At 44.8% G+C, this 19702-nt stretch carries 14 protein-coding genes and 1 riboswitch; of the genes, 7 read left to right on the forward strand and 7 right to left on the reverse strand.

From position 1 onward, the window contains the following. Window positions 1-534: 534 nt before the first annotated feature. Entirely contained in the window at window positions 535-1539 is a 1005-nt protein-coding gene (locus tag SK066_RS02160) for a hypothetical protein (protein WP_320543476.1), read from the reverse strand. A 343-nt stretch (window positions 1540-1882) separates the two neighbouring features. Next, window positions 1883-2833: a hypothetical protein gene (locus tag SK066_RS02165; RefSeq protein WP_320543477.1), complete on the reverse strand. Its 951-nt coding sequence runs from the start codon at window positions 2831-2833 to the stop codon at window positions 1883-1885. A gap of 323 nt (window positions 2834-3156) precedes the next feature. On the opposite strand from SK066_RS02165, the gene SK066_RS02170 reads away from it, so the two are divergent. From SK066_RS02170 to SK066_RS02180, 3 genes are all read left to right on the forward strand, one after another. Beyond that, on the forward strand, window positions 3157-3627 hold the full coding sequence (locus SK066_RS02170) for an ArsR/SmtB family transcription factor (RefSeq protein WP_188774329.1): 471 nt from the start codon (window positions 3157-3159) through the stop codon (window positions 3625-3627). A gap of 157 nt (window positions 3628-3784) precedes the next feature. Further along, complete coding sequence (locus SK066_RS02175; RefSeq protein ID WP_320543478.1) at window positions 3785-5080, forward strand: MFS transporter; 1296 nt, start codon at window positions 3785-3787, stop codon at window positions 5078-5080. 296 nt (window positions 5081-5376) lie between these two features. Beyond that, window positions 5377-5934, forward strand: coding sequence for a GNAT family N-acetyltransferase (locus SK066_RS02180; RefSeq protein ID WP_188774327.1), 558 nt, complete (start codon window positions 5377-5379; stop codon window positions 5932-5934). A 1662-nt stretch (window positions 5935-7596) separates the two neighbouring features. On the opposite strand, the gene SK066_RS02185 is transcribed toward SK066_RS02180, so the two are convergent. Next, a complete protein-coding gene (locus SK066_RS02185) occupies window positions 7597-8592 on the reverse strand; it encodes a MerR family transcriptional regulator (protein ID WP_320543479.1) in 996 nt (331 codons plus the stop codon). 162 nt (window positions 8593-8754) lie between these two features. On the opposite strand from SK066_RS02185, the gene SK066_RS02190 reads away from it, so the two are divergent. Both SK066_RS02190 and SK066_RS02195 read left to right on the forward strand, forming a co-directional pair. Further along, complete coding sequence (locus SK066_RS02190) at window positions 8755-8973, forward strand: stalk domain-containing protein (protein ID WP_320543480.1); 219 nt, start codon at window positions 8755-8757, stop codon at window positions 8971-8973. 72 nt (window positions 8974-9045) lie between these two features. Continuing rightward, window positions 9046-9810 carry a pentapeptide repeat-containing protein gene (locus tag SK066_RS02195; protein ID WP_320543481.1) on the forward strand — a complete coding sequence of 255 codons (765 nt, stop codon included), beginning with the start codon at window positions 9046-9048 and terminating at the stop codon, window positions 9808-9810. Between the two features lie 150 nt (window positions 9811-9960). Here SK066_RS02195 and SK066_RS02200 read toward each other — a convergent pair whose 3' ends face one another. Next, window positions 9961-10416: a DUF4385 domain-containing protein gene (locus SK066_RS02200; RefSeq protein ID WP_188774323.1), complete on the reverse strand. Its 456-nt coding sequence runs from the start codon at window positions 10414-10416 to the stop codon at window positions 9961-9963. Between the two features lie 428 nt (window positions 10417-10844). Here SK066_RS02200 and ppsA point away from each other — a divergent pair, with 428 nt between their 5' ends. Continuing rightward, a complete protein-coding gene (gene ppsA / locus SK066_RS02205) occupies window positions 10845-13505 on the forward strand; it encodes a phosphoenolpyruvate synthase (RefSeq protein WP_320543482.1) in 2661 nt (886 codons plus the stop codon). Between the two features lie 241 nt (window positions 13506-13746). Here ppsA and nagE read toward each other — a convergent pair whose 3' ends face one another. The 3 genes from nagE to SK066_RS02220 all read right to left on the reverse strand — a co-directional run bounded on the left by nagE (window position 13747) and on the right by SK066_RS02220 (window position 17572). Beyond that, the gene (nagE, locus tag SK066_RS02210; RefSeq protein WP_320543483.1) at window positions 13747-15243 is read right to left on the reverse strand and encodes an N-acetylglucosamine-specific PTS transporter subunit IIBC; all 1497 of its coding nucleotides are present in this window, start codon (window positions 15241-15243) and stop codon (window positions 13747-13749) included. Between the two features lie 449 nt (window positions 15244-15692). Next, a complete protein-coding gene (locus tag SK066_RS02215) occupies window positions 15693-16559 on the reverse strand; it encodes a BglG family transcription antiterminator (RefSeq protein ID WP_320543484.1) in 867 nt (288 codons plus the stop codon). A 329-nt stretch (window positions 16560-16888) separates the two neighbouring features. Continuing rightward, complete coding sequence (locus tag SK066_RS02220) at window positions 16889-17572, reverse strand: hypothetical protein (RefSeq protein WP_320543485.1); 684 nt, start codon at window positions 17570-17572, stop codon at window positions 16889-16891. A gap of 426 nt (window positions 17573-17998) precedes the next feature. On the opposite strand from SK066_RS02220, the gene SK066_RS02225 reads away from it, so the two are divergent. Next, window positions 17999-19381 (forward strand): hypothetical protein, encoded by a 1383-nt coding sequence (locus SK066_RS02225; RefSeq protein WP_320543486.1) that lies wholly within the window; start codon window positions 17999-18001, stop codon window positions 19379-19381. A 201-nt stretch (window positions 19382-19582) separates the two neighbouring features. Then, window positions 19583-19681: riboswitch (purine riboswitch) on the forward strand. Window positions 19682-19702: the final 21 nt, after the last annotated feature.

The following is a 19702-nucleotide window of genomic DNA, read 5'->3' on the forward strand; positions in this document are numbered from 1 at the left end:
TAGATATGCAAAATCCCGTTCACTGTTAAGGTGAATGGGATTTTTTATGTTGGCGTGTTTGCAGCAACCACTCCAGATAGAGAACATACCAACGACCTCCGGTTAAGCCGGGATACTTTGATTGTAATAGAGCAGGCGTATCCCGGCTTAAAGGTCGGTCTTTTGGTATTGTTCTCTACCTTCCGTTATGTGCGTATGGATTTGTACGAACATAGATAAGTAAACCTTAAATCATTTGAGTATACAGTCTGTTTGTCCTTGTCCTGTCCGTGAACCCACTGCCAACTCCCATGCTACGATGTACTTTTATTCTTGTTGCAGAATGCACGGAACGGAGGAAAGGAAATAAGGGGAAAGGACGACTTATAGTGTTAGTGATCTTCTAACACGAGGTTCAATGGAAAGTGATTTTTGCGAAGCAAAATATCTTACAGCTTTGGAGGGGCGGGAATCTACATGTAATTCCTAATCCAGTAGATTCCCGCGGCTCCACCTGAGTCCGTCCCCTTATTCCTTGCCGGAGTGGTTCCTCATTCAAAGCCGAATAACACGACGATAGTGCATATTTCCAATACGATCGGTCCAATCCAGCTCATCTTGATACGCCGAGCGGTAATAAATGCCGACCGGGAGATAGCCGAGTAGCATGCCACCGCCGCCGCATAGCGACATACCGCCATCGCCGCCTTTGTCGATGGTTTGTCCGTCAGGTGATAACGTAAGCTCGACCTGGTAAGGATCGCCGAGGAAGTACAGACCGAAGCCATTAGCTAACTCTAGATCGTATGGACGTTCGATGTCAGGTGAAGCAGTGGCTGCTTTATCCTTTTCAAAATAGCGAAGCTTCATCGTATAGTCCCATTGATTGCCCCATGGGAACATCGTGCGGACGCCACCGCCATTTAGATACTCCCATTCATCCTCCGTGGGCACCTGAAAGGGTGAATCCAGTTCGATCTCTGCCCATTCGGCTGCATCCTCCGTCGTGTAAAATAACCAGACGCGGATCGTATCGCCATCACGCTCAAGTCGGTAGGATTGATCGAGCTCGTAAGAATTGTACTGAGCTTGCTTGAAGACTTCGATTTGTTCGAAGATGTCCTGATCTTCTTCGGGATCTAGCTCGTCGAGCGATGTTTCTTCCCAGCTTACAGAATGCACCTTACGCTCGGCGAGTAACGGGCGAATGATAGCTTCACGTACGGGAGAGAGCTGATTATCCATTAATGAATCTGCACTTTCTGGTGGGAGTCCAATATCGGTGAGTATAGACCGGAGCTCTGTCCAGGTCGCTTCGTCCTCTTCATCTGGCCATTGCTGGAGTCCGAGTGTTACTGTATCACCCGGCACAAATACAAATTCACTGCCCTTATATGTAAATACACCGGTCTCTGTTGTTGCTCCATATCGGCTGAAGGTTTCTATTCGATCCAGCTCAAAGCCTTCGGGTAGCTGAGGCTTCAATTGCTCCAGCAGGCTTCGTCGTTGCTGCTGATCCAGCGTATTCCACACAGGGCGGTTATACTGATCATTACTCATGGTTTTAAGCTCCTTTTCTATTGGAGGTAGATGGTGCTCAGCGGATGATGAAGGGTGAAATGGCTAGCTGGTATGGATATGGATGGTTCGTTAGCAGCTGGAGCATCAGGCTGTTCCTTTTCAAGCAGATGCTACGTGCCTCATCCAGCCTATTGTAGCTGTATTGTATTACGTAAAGCAACCATTCTGGCAGAAGGTTAGCAGGAGCAAACGAATTGTCCCGATGAGATGCAGAACCGTGTTAGCAGATGTGACTACATGATATGACCGGATCATCAGGCAGGACTTGCTTTATCGATCTACCAGACTTCTGCAAGCCATGGGTGCATGGGTACAATGTTGTCTATTCCAGCATTGCTTGAACCTCTTCTAGCGTTACCACATATAATGCCTGCTCGGTGCATAGTAGAAGACGATCCTTTCTGCAATCCTGTTGTACATACTGAAGCGAGCCATGCTCTTCATTTACGAACTCGATTACTTTGCCGGTACTTAGTTGTCCAGATGTATCCAGCGTTTTAAATTGAAAGGATGTTCCATGCTTATCATAGCCCGCCTCGAATAAGAAATTTCTACCGTCTGTACAGAAGCCACTGGAGCCAGATATACCCGGATGAATGAAGGCTACCTGTGATGATTCAGTATGCACGCCATTGGTAATATGTCCAAGCTGAAAATCAGAATAATAATAAAACCATATCTCCTTTTCGTTGACGACATTAAGCGCATAGCAGTCATCGATCAGGGCAGCTGTGTTTTTATAGCGAATATTCCCCTTCGAATCCCAGGCGATCAAGCCGCTGGCACCAACCGGATCAGACCAGCCATAATTACCATATACACCCTCATCAAAATAACTGACCCAGATCGTTCCTTTTCGGCTCACCTGTACATTCTGGATACCATCGCCCAGCAGAAAATCACGAATCTCCACGCCCTCGCGGCTCCAAACACGGGCATTGCGATCGTATTGCTCTCGTCCATAATATGCAGCTCGTGCTCCGACCAGTAGCAGATCATCATGCAGGGGCTGTACATAATGGTAAAAGTATTGCTGCTCTGGAATGACAATCTCCTCAATATAATCCTCCGATGCCACCAGCACTTTATACGTATATCGTTGTTCAAGCGCCGTTTGGACGAACATGCCTTGTTTTCGTGCCGGTACTTCGTTCATAAGTAACACATACGCCAGACCATCATGTCCCCATTGCGCAGAGACGATAGTAAAGCCCTCCGTATAGCCAGATAGATCGGCAAATGGTAGTAACGTTATTTTCACATCAGACATCATGGAATCCTCCTTCATAGTCGATCAACGATGATCTTCGCTAGTTATAGGGTGATTATAGCAGGCGTATACAGGCAAGAACATGGCGCAAGTATAGCGAACACAGCACGAAAATGAGGAATGGATGTACAAAATATGTACGCTGATGGGTGATTGATTTCTACGCATTAAGTAGAAGCGCAATTTCAGGCATAGAAATATCCAATATTCATTTGAAAAAACTTCCAAAAAACCGTTGACAATCCCAGCTCTGGCATCATACAATACAATCAAACAACACGGTCAAACAAAACTGACGGTTTTAAAAAAGTAGGAGTGAGTTGCAAATGAAAGATGTTCTGATTATTGATGAGTTAAACCAGCTTCGTGCCGTAAGTGATCCGTTTCGTGTTCAGCTGCTGTATCATCTGGGCAGAGAGCCGATGACCGGACAACAGCTTGCCGAAAAGATGGATCTATCCCGTTCCAAAATCCATTATCATCTACAGGAGCTGGAGAAGAACGGAATTATCGAAGTCGTCCGCCGGGAAGAGAAAAATGGGATTTTGCAAAAGTTCTATAGCCCGATCGCCAAGGCGATCATTCCAAGTGAAGATTTACTAAGCTTTAGCGGGGCACCGCAGCTAACGAAAAAGGATTATCATTTCGAAGGCAATGCCGAATCGCTCCAGCGTTTTCTGGAAGGCATCGATCGTCTCTACGAGGAGCTGAATGGACAGGGTGCCGATGGTGACAAGGCAAGCTACGAAGTGAAGATTCAGTGGGCAGAGCGTAGCACGGTAAAAGCGGCAGATTAACAGGCGAAGGATACAGGCAGCTTATTATAGGCTGGTGTATCGATTTCCTTCGCTGGATAGGAACCTATTACTTGTAAAAAGGGTAGGTTTTTATTTTACCGAAACGGTCAAAAAAATATGACCGAATAATTAAAAGAACACGAAAGGAGAAAATCACATGAGTTCAATATTACGTAACTGGAATTTCACACTGCTGTTAAGTGGACGTTTTCTAGCGAATATGGGTGATAGCTTCTACGCCATTGCCGCAATGTGGATGGTCTATCAGCTGGGAGGCTCGACGCTATACACGGGACTGGCGTTATTCTTAACTTCACTCCCGGCGCTGGCTCAGATCGTGATGGGGCCGCTGATCGATCGCTTTCCGGCTAAACGGCTTATGATCTTCACGCAGATTACGCAGTCCGTACTGCTGCTGATCATTCCAACATTATATGCCTACGGGATGCTGACGATCACGATCGTGCTGGTACTGATGCCGGTCATCTCACTGCTCAATCAATTCATCTACCCGACGCAGCTAAGCTTGCTGCCAAAGGTGCTACCGAAGGAACAGCTAACGCGAGGGAATTCATTGTTTGCCATCGCCTATCAAGGAAGTGACGCAGCATTTAATTCACTTGCAGGGATTGTGATCGCCATGGTCGGCGCTGTATCGGTCTTCTATCTGAATAGTATGACCTTCGTGCTCACCGCGCTATTATTCACCCTTCTACGGTTACCACAAGTGAAGCAGGAACAAGATGCTGCCAGAGTACAAGCGGCAGATGCGCCGCTGGAGCAGGCCAAGCGTCCAACCTTAAAAAGCGTCATTCGTCAGTATAATAGCGATCTGCGTGAGGGATTAGATGTACTGAAAAAACCGATCTTCACACGGATGCTGCTCGGTATCATCTTCGTCAATCTAGCAGGCATCTCCATCTATGCCGTACTTCCTGCCTTTGCAGAGAGCTGGGGCGGCGCGCAATACTACGGATTCTTCATGGCTGCTGCGGGTGTGGGGATTATTACTGGCTCGTATGCCGCTTCGCTACTCAAGCTTCATCGCTTCAAAATGGGCTTACTCTACTGCCTGCTCATCTTCATCTGCGGCGTATGCTGGATGCTGACCGGTGTGGTGCCTGCCGCATGGATGGCGATTGCACTGTTCGCCATCGGCTGGATTCCAGCAGGCATGATCAACGTCTTATCGCAGGTCATGATTCAGTCGGTCGTCCCACCACAATTGATCGGCCGTGTGATGGCAGCTGTACTCGGATTATCCGCCGCGATTGCCCCGGTTGGAGCGATTCTCGGTGGGGCGCTTGGAGCCTGGGCAGGAAATAGTGTACTCATCATCTCCTGTGGCGTGATCGTCATACTCAATTCCGCTTACTGGCTGCTGAATAAGCACACTCGTGCAATGCCACCAGCGAAGGATATGACCCCTGCTGTACTAGGCATGGCCGAGTAAAAGGCGAACGAGCCTTTTCCAGGTATAGCAAGCAGGTAGAAGTCACGCAGACTATATTCGCAGTAGTCTGCTACGCATCACGTCAAATCTGTTGTATCTCGTATATCCAGCCAGTACACATCCTCAGTTATTTTGCAGCGCCCCAGGTCATGGCATCCTTGAAACTGCACCCTGAACATGCCGCAGCGTCTGCTGTCATACAGCTTGAAGAGATTAAATAGAAGCTCTACACGAAATAAGCTAGGCAGTATTGCGGAATGTATCGATCAATCTAATACAAAGATGGAGGGGTTCAAATGTTGATGAATGCAGAGCAAGGGATCGTGTTGGTGGGCGTAGAGGAAGCGGATAAAGCGTTTTTGTTACAGCTGTACAATAGTCCGACGGTGATTATGAATGCACTAGAGCCGTCAGAGTATCCGATCTCAGCTGGTAGTATCGACAAAACGGTCGGCTTCTTCCAATCCGGCGATAACAAGATGTTTATCGTCAAAGTGAATGGCGAGCGTGCCGGTATGGCCATGCTGTACGAAACCTCGTATATTCATCAGCGCTGCAAATACGGCCTCGTGCTGACGCCGGACTATGTAGGCAAAAAGGTAGGTACCTACGTTACCGAGCTGATTCTGCAATACTGCTTCAATTACCTGAATCTACGTAAAATCTCCGGTGAAGTGCATCTGCATAACGAAGGCGCACTCAAGCTGATCCACGCATTTGGCTTTGAGCAGGAAGGCATTTTACGAGATCATGTGTACCGCGAAGGCGAACATCGGGATATGTACATGTACAGCATTTTAAAATCAGCCGTCGTGTATCCATCTCAGATGAAGCCGTATGCAGTAGCTCGCTAAGGGCTGGCGTTAGCGCGGAGGTCAGGTGAGTAAGATTCCTTTGGGGAGGTGAGTAGGATGCAAACACGTGGTGTGATCATTATCGTAACGAAGTAATTTGTTGGAGCCGGGTTCAGTTATCGAGTGAAAGGAGCACATATCCATGAACAACGAGCGTAACGTGATCATTATCGTGACGAAGTAATTCGTTGGAGCAGCGGGTTCATTTATCGAGTGAAAGGAGGACACATCCATGAACAACGAGCGTAATGTGATCATCATCGTAACGAAGTAATTCGTTGGAGCAGTTGGTTCAGTTATCGAGTGAAAGGAGGACACATCCATGAACAACGAGCGTGGCGTGATCATTATCGTAACGAAGTAATTCGTCGGAGCAGTTGGTTCATCTATCGAGTGAAAGGAGGACATATCCATGAACAACGAACGTAACGTGATCATTATCGTAACGAAGTAATTTGTTGGAGCAGTTGGTTCATCTATCGAGTGAAAGGAGGACATATCCATGAACAACGAACGTAACGTGATCATTATCGTAACGAAGTAATTTGTTGGAGCAGTTGGTTCATCTATCGAGTGAAAGGAGGACATATCCATGAACAACGAACGTAACGTGATCATTATCGTAACGAAGTAATTTGTTGGAGCAGTTGGTTCATCTATCGAGTGAAAGGAGGACATATCCATGAACAACGAACGTAACGTGATCATTATCGTAACGAAGTAATTTGTTGGAGCAGTTGGTTCATCTATCGAGTGAAAGGAGGACATATCCATGAACAACGAACGTAACGTGATCATTATCGTAACGAAGTAATTTGTTGGAGTAGTTGGTTCATCTATCGAGTGAAAGGAGGATACATCCATGAACAATGAACGTAATGTGATTATCATCGTAACGAAGTAATTCGCTGGAGCAGTTGGTTCATCTATCAAGTGGAGGGAGGGCATATTCATGAACAACGAGCGTAGCGTGATCATCATTGTAACGAAGTAATTCGCTGGAGTAGCGGGTTCATTGATCGAGTGAAAGGAGGACACATCCATGAACAACGAGCGTAACGTGATCATTATCGTAACGAAATAATTCACCCGTCACCCAGCCAGTGATCACATTCCCATCTTATACATACATGTTCCGAGAGGAGGGATCGATATGCATACAAGCTCCATCCTGAACGTCATTATCATTATCACACAAACAGCGTAATCTCCCATCACACTCAACCCATTTTCACAACAAAACCAACGACAAAGGAGGCAACAACATGCAAAAAACACCTGTACGCGGCGTCATTATCATCGTAACGAAGTAATCTTTATTTCTCACTACTCACCACACTATAAGTCAATATCCAATGAAAGGAGAACCCATCCATGACAAACGAGCGTAGCGTGATCATCATCATTAAGTAATCGTCCCTTTCTGAACTTACCCACACTATCCGCTTTTCAAAGGAGGCAAGTCCATGTCCAAGCATCTGGATCGTGGTGTCATCATTATTATCAAATAAATGCATTACCTTCATCCCCACCAAGGCTCCGCAATATGACTTTCCTCAACATAATCAATACAACGATAAACATACTCATAGGCCGCTTTTTCGGATTTCTTCTCTGACATCACGATCAATCCGAAAAAGCGGTCTTTTTCTGCGCTCTAATCTATGACCATACGCGAATGGGTACCGCCAGCAGCGTGAACACACCCGTGTAAGGTGAGGTACGTTGTAGCATATAATCGTGCTGCTCGAGCCAATCCTGTAGTAGTCGGGCAAGTGTAGAATTTTCTGTGTTTTCTGGGATCGTATCGGTAATACATATCCGTCCATGTGGTTTCAATACGCGCTGTAGCTCTGCCAGGGCGAGCGGCAGCTCCTGCTCTGCCAGATAGCGAAAAGCAAAGCTGGACACGACAAAATCAAAGCTTCGATCATCATAAGGAATCGACAGCAGATTACCGATTCGTACATCCATGGCAGGGAATTTGCTCCGACATTGCTTGAGCATTTCGCGGGATTGATCAATACCTGCCATATTTGCCCCTTGCGCCAGCAATCGCCCTGCAAGATTCCCTGTTCCTGTACCCAGATCCAGCCCTCGCTCGCCTTGAGCTGCACGCACACTAGCAGCAGTATGAGTGAGTACCTCGTCATAGCCGGGATACGCCGTATGATCTGTATGTACATGCCGATCATGTTCTTCGGCTCGCTGATCAAAATTCCAGTGATCCCGCCAATTGTGCCGTAGCTCACGCAGCTGCCGTGCCTGCTGCGCTAACTCGAAAAACTCCTGCAACGGTAACTCCTGTTCCTTTTGTAATAACTCCAGCATTTGCGAGGTCGTCTCTGCCATCCGCCGCATCTCCAGCCATTGTCCAGCCAGTAGCGCCTGCTGTAGCTCCAAATAATACCGCAGTCGTTCGCGATCTGTAACAGCATGGTGCGCAGACTCTGATTCCAATACCTCGCGAATATCCTTTACCGTCATACCTGCTTCCCGTAGTGCAATAATCGTCTGCAATCGCCACACATCCTCATCGCTAAACACACGATAGCGATTATCTTCGCGAATCACACCAGGCAACAACCCATTTTGCTCATAAAAGCGGATCGTGCGCGTCGATATTCCCAGCTTGCGTGCGAGCTCATTGATTTTCATCGTATCACCTACCTGTGAACATCTAAAATTTGTTTATCACGATATATCCTCGATACCTATAAAAGTTCTAATCTCAATATAGAGGATGTGGATTTGTAATGACAGCATTTGGCATAATATAGATAGCACATGATATGAATAGAAGAGGATGAGGATCGTAAAATGAAAGGTTGGCTATTAAAATTAATCAGGCTGACTAATAATAGCAGCAATGCCATCGTTAATGGACAAATGGTTCCTCTGGTTGCTCCGCCGTTTATTGATCCGACCGAGCACACGTTTAATGTGAATTTGCGATTTATCTCTGAGACGATGAAAGCTAGTGTACAATGGGTCAAAACAGATGAAGATGCCCGTATATTTATTGTAACTAAAAGCTAATTCACCTATAGTTCATATGATGCGGGCGGCGGTATGCGATCATAGCCATTCAGAAAGGAAGGGATCATACCCATGCGTAAGCTTGAATCCGATATGATCATCAACCAGGAATCCTTCCTAGATATCGTGCGGTACGAAAACGAATCTTTACATAATATGACGATTACGAACTCGAATATCGGTGCGCCGATCTTTTTTGGCTGTATGCTGCGAGAGATGACGTTCGATACCTGCGATTTGAGTAATACGAGATTGTTTGCCCATTGTACGATGGATACGTGTACGTTTATCCGCTGTGATCTGCGTGCAGTGGGGATCGGGCAGGAGGAAGCTGTATTCGTGAATTGCGAATTTACCTCCTGTGATATGAGAGGGATGACGATGGAGAATGCGACATTCGTCAACTGTACATTTACCAAATGCAAGCTACAGGATCGGGTGCTGCAAGCTTCTCGTATTGTGAATTGTACATTTGCTGGGAAGCTGGTCGATATTACATTTGAAGGGAACGGAAAGCAAGGGCTACAGGCTAATTTTGCTAATTGTATGCTTGATGGTGTAGTGTTTCAGGGTTGTGATTTGTCGCTGGTAGTTCCACCTAAGCTGAAAAACCATATTTATGTAGACGATCTATCTCTACGGGTAAAAAAGGCATTAATACGGATACAGCAAAATGAAGACCCATCCAGCGACGATGGGAAAATACTGCTGCGTTATGTAAAGAAGCTGGACAATAACTCGCAATATATATTTAATATTGCCTATATGCGGAAAGTATATGGAGATGCATTTGCTGAGAAATTCGTTCAGTATTTAGAACTGGATAATCTAGTTTGATAGTAATTTGATAGTAATTTGATAGTAAAAGGTACACATATATCGGCATCATTATATTCCCTATGTATAAACCAAAAACGACGATGATCATAAAATGTCTGCTGCTCATCAACTGTATATCATAAGGCACAATACGAGCAAAAAAGAGCATCAGCCGCCATAGCGCTGCTGATGCTCTTTTTTCATGCGTATATAATCGGCGTCCGTCTTCGCTTCATCCCATTTTACTTTGAAAATGCGTGCGGATTCTGCTTTGATCGGATCGCTAGTATAGGGCAAAATAGTGCCGTCCTCATCGTATTTACGTCCGCCCTTGTGGTTCGTATAGCGGCGTGCACGCGTATAGCCCATTTGCAGGAATTTACGTGCCATATCCATACCGACAAAGTCGTTTTGCTCCTTGTATTCTAGAAACATTGCATAGATCTTCTCAGAGGATTCCTTAGCGATATCGGGCGTTTTGAAGCGCCAGTGTGGAAGGATTTCGCCTTTGTACGGCTCTACCATAAGTACGCCTTGCTCACCCTTGCCTACACGATATAGCTCAGGATGCTCGCGCAGATCGAGATTGGGATAGTCGAGATCGTAGTCGAATTTGTCAGGCATTGTGGTCACCTCGATTGGTCTGTTTCCTGTCATTTACCCGTTTAGAGGGAGAAGTATTCGTTTACAGGAAAGGACTGTGTGGCACAATGAGGTGTAGAAGTAGAAGTAGAAGTAGAAGTAGAAGTAGAAGTAGAAGTAGAAGTAGAAGTAGAAGTAGAAGTAGAAGTAGAAGTAGAAGTAGAAGTAAGGTGAAAAGAACATCGTTAAAACCGCTAAATATAGCTCAAATAAACATAATAAAACCCTCTACTTCTGCATAAAGCAAAAGGTAGAGGGTGACGTATTGCATATAAAAATACGCGATGCTATAATAGAATCGCGTATTTTTTATTATTTAAATATAGTATGGTCATCTTATAATTTAATGATATCATAGGGACGAAATCTTGTCAAACATCAAATTCGGCAAGCGGACGGGAGCGATGGGGATGACGAAATATGTAGTGGATTTGCAGGAGTTAACTACCGAGCATTCGCTAGAGCTGGTAGGTGGAAAGGCATTTCATTTGGGGCAGCTGCATGCAATGGAGGGTGTTGCTGTACCGGATGGATTTTGCATCACCACCGATGCTTACAAGCAATTCGTGCAGCATCGTGCACAGTATAATGAATGGCTCCAGCAATTAGCGATATTGTCTATAGATGAAAATGAATCCATTCGAGAGCTCGCGCTGCAAATACGGCAATGGATACTTGAAGCCGAGCTGCCTGCTGAATTAGCAGAAGAGGTCACAGGGCACCTAACACGACTGGGTGCGGATGAGCCGTATGCCGTCCGTTCCAGTGCAACCGCAGAGGATTTGCCCCATGCGTCCTTTGCTGGACAGCAGGATAGCTATTTGAATGTGATCGGTCAGCACTCATTAATGCAGCATATTCGAGCCTGCTGGGCGTCGCTATTTACCGAGCGTGCTGTTATGTACCGTATTCACAATGGCTTCGATCATCGCCAGCTCTCCCTCTGTGTAATTGTGCAGAAGATGGTGTTCCCAGAAGCTTCCGGTATTTTGTTTACTGCTGATCCGCTCACCTCCAATCGTCATCAGCTAGCTATTGATGCAGGGTGGGGACTGGGGGAAGCGCTAGTGTCTGGCATTGCTTCGGCAGACCATTATGCTGTGCGCGATGGGCGAATGACAGAGCGCCGCATAGCGGTGAAAACGACAGCGATATATCCAATGCCGCAGGGAGGAACGGTAACGCAGACGATTGAAGCTAGCCGCCAGCATCAACAGGTATTAAACGACTCGCAAATTGTACAGCTGGCGCAGCTTGGACGGCAGATTGAAGGTTATTTTGGTCAGCCTCAGGATATCGAATGGTGCCTGGCGAATAATCAGTTTTATATTGTGCAGAGTCGTCCGATCACGACCCTGTATCCCATTCCCGAAGCGACGGAGCCTGGGAATCGGGTGTATCTGTCGGTAGGTCATCAGCAGATGATGACGGATGTGATGCGACCGCTGGGGCTGTCCTTTTTTCTAAGAACGACAAGAGCACTGATGCGTGTAGCAGGAGGGCGTTTATTCGTCGATGCGACCGCTTTGTTACAGCGTAACGCTACGCGTAAGATGCTGATCGAAGGCTTCGCACAGTCGGATCCGCTCGTCAGTGATGCCCTACAAACGGTGATCGATCGTGGCTTTATTCCTTTGCTGGATGAACCTGTAGCGCAGACTCCGTTGAGCGGGCAAGAAGCTGAATCAGCATTAAAGTCTTCTCCAGCAAAACGGGTGTCGACTCCTGCTCATGAAGCGAGTGTGGAGGCGGAGCTGCCAGTCATCGATCGTTCCATCGTTAATCGACTTGTTGAACGAACGGAGACATCTTTAAAAAAGCTCCAAAACGAGCTGCCCAATCGGTCAGGAACAGAAGCGATGGATTATATTGATGAGGATTTGCATGAGCTGCGCAGCATTTTATTCGAACCAGATAGTATGGTGGCGATCAAGGGAGCGATGGACGCTTTTAATTGGATTAATCGTCAGGTCTATGATTGGCTTGGTGAAGAGCATGCGGCAGATATGTTGTCCCAGTCGATTCCTGGTAATGTAACCTCTGAGATGGGACTGGCTCTAATGGAGCTGGCGGATACCATTCGTCCTTTTCCCGAGGTGATCGCGCTACTAGAACGGACAGAGGATGATGAATTTCTGGAGCAGCTTCGAGATGTGGAGGGTGGCAGTATTGTTCGTGAAGCGATGGATGCGTATTTGCAGCGCTATGGGATGCGTTGTCCAGGTGAGATCGATCTGACGCGGACGCGATGGAGTGAGCATCCCGCTGCACTAATTCCGCTCCTGTTGAGTTCTATTAAAAGTAATGCGTCCGATGCTGGCAAGCAACGGTTTCATTTAGGAGAGCAGCGTGCCGCAGCTAAGGAAGCAGAGCTGAGTGAACGAATCGTACAGCTACCCGAGGGTGAGCAGAAGCTACGTGCCTTTCAGCATTATGTGCGTATGCTGCGTGAACTGAGCGGATACCGTGAGTATCCGAAGTATGGCATGATTCGACGCTATTTTATATATAAACAGGCGATTATGCGGGAGGCAGAACACCTGGTACAAACGGGCGTAATCCGGCATAAGGAAGACGTATACGAATTAACGCTGGAAGAGTTGAATGAGGTTGTGCGTACCAGACAAGCCGATCTGGAGCTAATCGAGCAGCGTCGCCGTGATGATGAGCAGTACAGCCGTCTGGCGCCACCACGTGTGATTACTTCGGAGGGCGAAACGATCAGTGGACAGTACAGGCAAGATTCATTGCCAGAAGGAGCATTACCAGGAACACCTGTATCGGCTGGAGTCGTCGAAGGTAGAGCGCGTGTGCTACATTCGATGCAGGAGGCTACGCTGGAGGAAGGGGATATTCTGGTAACCCCATTTACCGATCCAGGCTGGACACCAGTATTCGTCACGATAAAAGGGTTAATTACCGAGGTGGGTGGAGTGATGACGCACGGTGCGGTCATTGCACGTGAGTATGGATTGCCTGCGATTGTCGGCGTCGATCAGGCGACCACACGTATTCGAGATGGGCAGCGGATTCGCCTGCATGGTGGGGCTGGATACGTGGAGCTATTGTAAAAGAGTACAGTCGCATCCGTAGCTGCCTGAACTGCATTTCAAAAACAAACGAGTTTTAACAATGGAGCGTAGTAGATAGAGAGCGTATAATCGCTACCGGTAATCTCGCAACTCATGATTGGAAAAGTATAAAAAGCATCGCCAGCAGTGAGAGAATCACTGCGAGCGATGCTTTTAGTTGTAATCTGAGTTTTCATTACAGTAGTATACGATTCAGGTATTGTAGGGGGATATCCATGTATTACTTGTCGATAATATCTTTAATCTCATCCTTGAGTGCTTCGGATTGTGTACCGAAAATAACCTGTACGGCACCCTGACCGAGTCGCATAATGCCAGCTGCACCTAGCTTGCGCAGCTCTGCATCCTCAACCTGACGGTCATCTTTAACAACGAGACGCAGACGCGTGATACATGCGTCGATGCTATCGATATTTTGTGCACCACCAAGATGGTTCAGGACTTGAGTGGCTTTGCTGTCACTACTCGTTGCACCAGAAGCTGAGATAGCAGCCTTCGGTTGAGCTGTTGGCGTGCCTGTAGCAGGAACAGCAGTTACTGCCAGATCATCATCCTCGCGACCCGGTGTCTTCAGATTGAACTTCACGATCAGGAAGCGGAACAGTACATAGTACACGACACCGAAGCCTAGACCAACTGGAATCATCAGCAGCGGGTTGGTGGCAAGCTTCAGATTTACAAGGTAGTCAATTAGACCTGCCGAGAAGCCAAAGCCGAGCTTGACGTTCAGCATATACATGATCAAGCCAGACAGACCCGTCAGCAAGGCATGTACAACATACAATAATGGTGCAGTGAACATAAACGCGAATTCCAGTGGCTCCGTAATACCTGTGAGGAACGAAGCGATCGCAGCACTGATAAAGATGGCAGCTACCGCTTTGCGTTTCTCTGGACGTGCTGTATGGATAAAGGCGAGTGCTGCACCTGGTAGAGCGAACATCATGATCGGGAAGAAGCCGGACATGAACATCCCTGCCGATTTGTCACCAGCGAAGAAGCGAGTCAGGTCACCGTGCACGACTTTACCCGCAGCATCGGTATAATCGCCGATCTGGAACCAGGCGATCGAGTTCAATACGTGGTGTAGACCAATTGGAACGAGCAAACGGTTCGCTGCACCGAATACAAAGGCACCAAAACCGCCCAGACCGACAACCCACATCCCGAATGCGGAGATGGCATCCTGAATCGGACTCCAGATCATACCGATCAAGGTAGCCAGTACGATAGTCGTTGCAGCCGTAATCATTGGCACAAAGCGTTTACCGGAGAAGAAGCCGAGCCAATCCGGCATTTTAATATTGTGAAAGCGATTATACATATACGCTGCCCATAGACCGACCAGAATACCACCCAGTACGCCCATATTCAGCTTCACGTCATCCGGAATATAGCTCATCATGCCCGGAATAATGTCGAGAATCGCAGTCAGAATCATATAACCCATAACCGCCGACAGCGCAGCTACAGCATCGCGTGCCATACCGATGGCAATACCGACAGCGAAGATGAGCGCGAGATTACCGAAGATCGCACCAGCACCAGCGGTAAGCAGCGGAGCGATATATTGATTCAAAAATCCCCCCACCGTAGAGCCAAGTGGAATATCCTTCTCATAGTTCAGCAGACCAAATCCTTGTAAAATGGCTGCGGCAGGTAGTGTAGCGACCGGAAGCATCAGCGAGCGACCGATCTTTTGTAAAAATTGAAGCATAGGCATAGACCTCCTTACAGTGATAGGGAGTACATCATTTTGACCTACCCGTATACTGTTTTCTTTTGAAATGGGATGATGCGGTATAGCGTATTACAAAATACGGAATCCTATGAAAAATATTTTCATTGCAGAATATACGAAATGGGCTGTACATTCATCCGCTAACTCTGTCGCTATCCCATCCGATGAATGAGGATAACAACACGATTAGCGGATGAATAGAAGCACAATTCACATCATTCTTGTTGTAAGGTTGGAAGCCGTGGCTCACCATTAGTCAGCACCAAGCACCAAGCACCAAGCACCAAGCACCAAGCACCAAGCACCAAGCACCAAGCACCAAGCACCAAGCACCAAGCACCAAGCACCAAGCACCAAGCACCAAGCACCAAGCACCAAGCACCAAGCACCCATATAATCGTATTTATAAGCTGCGATGCGTGCGATCAGCCTTCCTTATTGTACGTACGGAATAACCGATACAAATGCATCGCGAGAAAACAAACCTCATCCTCCGGCACGCTTAGCTTGAGCTCTTGCTCCATCACGTCCTTCATCCGTACTGCCAGTGCATACTCCGCAGCATATTGCTCGCGAATATGATGGATCAGCGGATTATCGACAAGCGAGCCCTGGACGATCCGTTCTAGTGCAAAGCGCAGATGGATCATCAGGCGTACCTGATTCATACTGCCCTGGCGGAAAGTCATATTATGCTCCTGCTCGATCATTTGTTGTAGCTTTCCGAGTAGGGAAGACATTTTAACGAGCTGTCCGACAGGTACATGCGTGACCGCAGAGTGGATATGATACGTTAGAAAGCCCGCTTCATCCTCCGGGATATCCAGCTCAAATGACTCGCGTATCATGTGCAGAGCATCCAGCGCCACCTCATATTCCTGTGGAAAACAAAGCTGTGTTTCTTGCAAAAAAGGATTCACGATCTCGATCCCATGACGCATCCGATAAACGGTAAACTGGATGTGGCTTGGCAGAGCCAGATAGATCTTATCGTTCAACCGTTCAGGAAAGGTCTGCTCGATTCGCTGGATAATTCGATCCGAAACCTCCAGCACCGGCGCATCCATATCCTCGAAAAAGGTCGGATGGTTCATCAGCTGTTCCCGGTCTTCCAGTCGAAACCGCTTTTCGATGCGTTCATCCGACGTGTTCAGCTCCTGCATATTTTTGGCGGCAAAGCCGAGTCCTTTGCCCAGCAGCACATATTCAACACCGGTTGGCTCATACGATGCCATCACGATATTGTTGCCGACTACGCGATCTACACGCAGCAATCGATTGTCTATGCTCATTCCGATAATCACCTCTTGCTTGCAGGATAACACGGTAAGGCGCTGGCGAAAAGCAAGAATGACGCTGCAGCCGTCAATTTTGCAATTTATACCTGACATGTATCCATCCAAGCCCAGAAACGCCAAAAAGAGCCAAGACAAGGGAGACACAAAGATACCCGGAAAGGATATTCGTATCGTCCGTTGCTTGGCTCATGCCCATTGCTGGTAACACGCCGATGTACGGTCGCTGTATATAATTTGGTTGCGGTTTCATACGTAGCATATAACGGATGAACAAGGTCGTCAATACGATTTGATGATTTTCATCTTGAAAATAATTTTCTGTTCTAGTTAACGTGACAAATTGCATAATTTGTATACGTTTTAGCTACTGGAGTTCTTTGAACCATTTCGTTTCCGCCTACATTTACACCAGTAACTTGAGTACCGGAATATCGTATAGTTGCTGTATAGTTATTAGGTCTAGAAATAGAAGGTGTATCAGGAAGCCACTGTGTTAGAGGCACAAATCCTACAATTTTTGAATAAGCACTTACATTCGTAATTGTACATTTGTTTACTAATACATCTGCATAGCCAACAATTTTGTAAGGTATCCCACCATCATGAATTATAGTACTCCAATTCTCCATAGCGCTATATTTCGGTTTAATATCATCCTCGCTCACATAATTAATTTCATTCTGATTGTTTTGATCTTTAGCATAAAATAAGTATGCTGCATATTCATCTACAGAATTAATTTTTAAAAAAGGACGACTTTCAAACTCCTCTTTTTGATTTTCTTCTATAGGTGCCAGGCTATTCTCGAATCCCGCAGCTTCTTGAACTTCTTCGTAAGAACTATATTTACCTTTGTATTTTTCTAAATACTCAGGGCTGACTATGTCTTTTACTGTGTACTGTTTATTAGATTCATTTGATAGGGTTTCATCTGCTGCTGTGGCCAAAGAACTATAGGTTGATAAAAGTAGTATGAAGCAAAATACAGAAAATGAGATTTTTTTCATTATTTTTCCTCCAGTTATAATTATGTTATTGTAATATTATCCAATACGAAAGGGGGGAGATTGAATGTTCACTTCAGTGTTACCTTGGATTTTGTTTTTAATTTTTATAGTTTTGTTTGCTTTTTTGATATATGGGGGATTTCTTTTAATAAAATACTTAAAAAGCAAAAATCAATGATAAATGATAGAGAGTTGTTACATCCTCCTTTCACATAAGTACTCCCACTATCGTAATTATTATTTTATTACTGGTTTTTAAAAATATTTCCATTTAATTTAAGGTGAATATAATGGCCGAAAAATAGTGGCTTTATCCAATAGATTGGATTTAAGCTGCTATTTTTAAAATTTGATTAATATCGTAATATTTACATATTAAAATACTTGTAGAGTTATATGTATTTGTATGCGTAGGAGGTTTTAGCGGTGAGTGAGTTAAATAATATACAGCAAGAAGTGAAACGTTTCCTTACTTCTGAAAATCTAAATTTAACTAAATTTTCAAATATGACCAATATTAATAAAGGTATTCTGAGTTCTATTCTTAATGGTACTCCGCCTAGAATAATGTCTCTCAAAATGCTGGATCGGATAACAAAGCAAATGAGTTTACCTGAAGGGCATTATTATTCACTCTATGTAGATGAATGTTTTAGAGAAGGAATTCACTGGCGAAGAATAAAACCATTTTTTTTCAAATGTAGTCATATTGGTCGTTTAGACTGTATATGTAAAGCATTGAAATATCTTCTTGAAGATTTAAAACAAATTCCTTTTATATTTGAAGTTGCTGAAGAAATGTTCGAAGAGGAGGCTTACGAAGCAGCAAGTATATTATATAAAAAAGTAGTCGAAGCCGAGAAATCACATCAATCTGAACGCTTGGGTATTTCCTATTATCGACTATTTCAGATTTACAAAACGGATGAGAGAATGAAAAATAAAGCAGCCTTACAATTTATACCGTATCGAAATCAAATTCCCCATTATTTAGCTTTAGATGCTCTACTAAAGCTGGCTAACTTTTTTGCTCTTCGTGAAGAATTAGAAGAGGTCAGAAAATATGCGGATGAATTATATGAACTTACTCATAATATTTACAAGATAAAAACATGGAAGAATAAGTATTTTAAAACAGAGCGACCCTTTACATATTATTATGGAGGAAGTTATTTTCTTAAAGCTGTTTGTTTCGAATTAGAAGGAGATTATGATCAGGCGAAGGTTTGGATTAAAGCATATCAGGAGCTGAAATGGGATGAAAGACTAGATGAGAAAAATATGAAGGAGTTAGAAAAGTTAAATATTTTTGCTCAGTCTAAAATGCTATCACTTGATATACAACAAGGTAATAAAGAATATATTTCAGAATATTTGAAAATTTTAGAGCAAAATGAGAATGAAATTTTAAAAGGAATAACTCTGCTTTTAGAAGCTTCTAACAAGTACAACTATTTTTTTGAAAGCGAATTGAAGAAATTTAAATTATACTTAGATGATAAAGCAGAGTTTATTAGTATTGAAGGACAGTACAAGAAGGAAGTCCATTTTTTGAATTATTCTAAACTCAATCTTCAATATGCTATATATTTCTTTAGAAAACAAGAATACTCGAAAGGTATATCTAAATTACTGTCAAGTTTGGAAGATTCGGTTAAATCTAAAAATCAAGAGGGTGTATATAAGACAATTAGTTTATATGGAATTTATCAATTTTATGCTTCGAAGCGTCAAGACGCCAAGTTTAAGGAAATATGTAAAGAGATTTGGGAATATAATCTTCAAACATATAGTTTAGATTTTAATTAAAATGATACTTGGAAAATTATAACACTATAATTGCTCAATTGAATTAATGAAGTTAAATAGATAACTTCAGTTGAGGATAAAGCACTTTTAGGAAATTCTAAATGAATAAAAAATAACTGTTGAAATTCCATTTCTCATCTGGTAAGGTATGTAATGTTGATGTGACGTCCCATCAATGTTTAACCTACAACTGAATGAGTGAAGGAATTTATCATACATCGTGTATAACCTCAATAATATGGTTTGAGGGTCTCTACCAGGAACCGAACAATCCTGATTACTACAGATGGTGCATCGTCTATGCATCCTGTTGTAATCAGG

The organism is Paenibacillus hunanensis, assembly GCF_034055775.1.
GTDB lineage: Bacteria > Bacillota > Bacilli > Paenibacillales > Paenibacillaceae > Saccharibacillus > Saccharibacillus hunanensis.

What these genes read in the sequence shown, in the direction of transcription:
- SK066_RS02160 (WP_320543476.1), bottom strand. Translation starts at nt 1,539, where the DNA reads ATGAGTAATGATCAGTATAACCGCCCTGTGTGGAATACGCTGGATCAG.
- SK066_RS02165 (WP_320543477.1), bottom strand. Translation starts at nt 2,833, where the DNA reads ATGATGTCTGATGTGAAAATAACGTTACTACCATTTGCCGATCTATCT.
- SK066_RS02170 (WP_188774329.1), top strand. Translation starts at nt 3,157, where the DNA reads ATGAAAGATGTTCTGATTATTGATGAGTTAAACCAGCTTCGTGCCGTA.
- SK066_RS02175 (WP_320543478.1), top strand. Translation starts at nt 3,785, where the DNA reads ATGAGTTCAATATTACGTAACTGGAATTTCACACTGCTGTTAAGTGGA.
- SK066_RS02180 (WP_188774327.1), top strand. Translation starts at nt 5,377, where the DNA reads ATGTTGATGAATGCAGAGCAAGGGATCGTGTTGGTGGGCGTAGAGGAA.
- SK066_RS02185 (WP_320543479.1), bottom strand. Translation starts at nt 8,592, where the DNA reads ATGAAAATCAATGAGCTCGCACGCAAGCTGGGAATATCGACGCGCACG.
- SK066_RS02190 (WP_320543480.1), top strand. Translation starts at nt 8,755, where the DNA reads ATGAAAGGTTGGCTATTAAAATTAATCAGGCTGACTAATAATAGCAGC.
- SK066_RS02195 (WP_320543481.1), top strand. Translation starts at nt 9,046, where the DNA reads ATGCGTAAGCTTGAATCCGATATGATCATCAACCAGGAATCCTTCCTA.
- SK066_RS02200 (WP_188774323.1), bottom strand. Translation starts at nt 10,416, where the DNA reads ATGCCTGACAAATTCGACTACGATCTCGACTATCCCAATCTCGATCTG.
- ppsA (WP_320543482.1), top strand. Translation starts at nt 10,845, where the DNA reads ATGACGAAATATGTAGTGGATTTGCAGGAGTTAACTACCGAGCATTCG.
- nagE (WP_320543483.1), bottom strand. Translation starts at nt 15,243, where the DNA reads ATGCTTCAATTTTTACAAAAGATCGGTCGCTCGCTGATGCTTCCGGTC.
- SK066_RS02215 (WP_320543484.1), bottom strand. Translation starts at nt 16,559, where the DNA reads ATGAGCATAGACAATCGATTGCTGCGTGTAGATCGCGTAGTCGGCAAC.
- SK066_RS02220 (WP_320543485.1), bottom strand. Translation starts at nt 17,572, where the DNA reads ATGAAAAAAATCTCATTTTCTGTATTTTGCTTCATACTACTTTTATCA.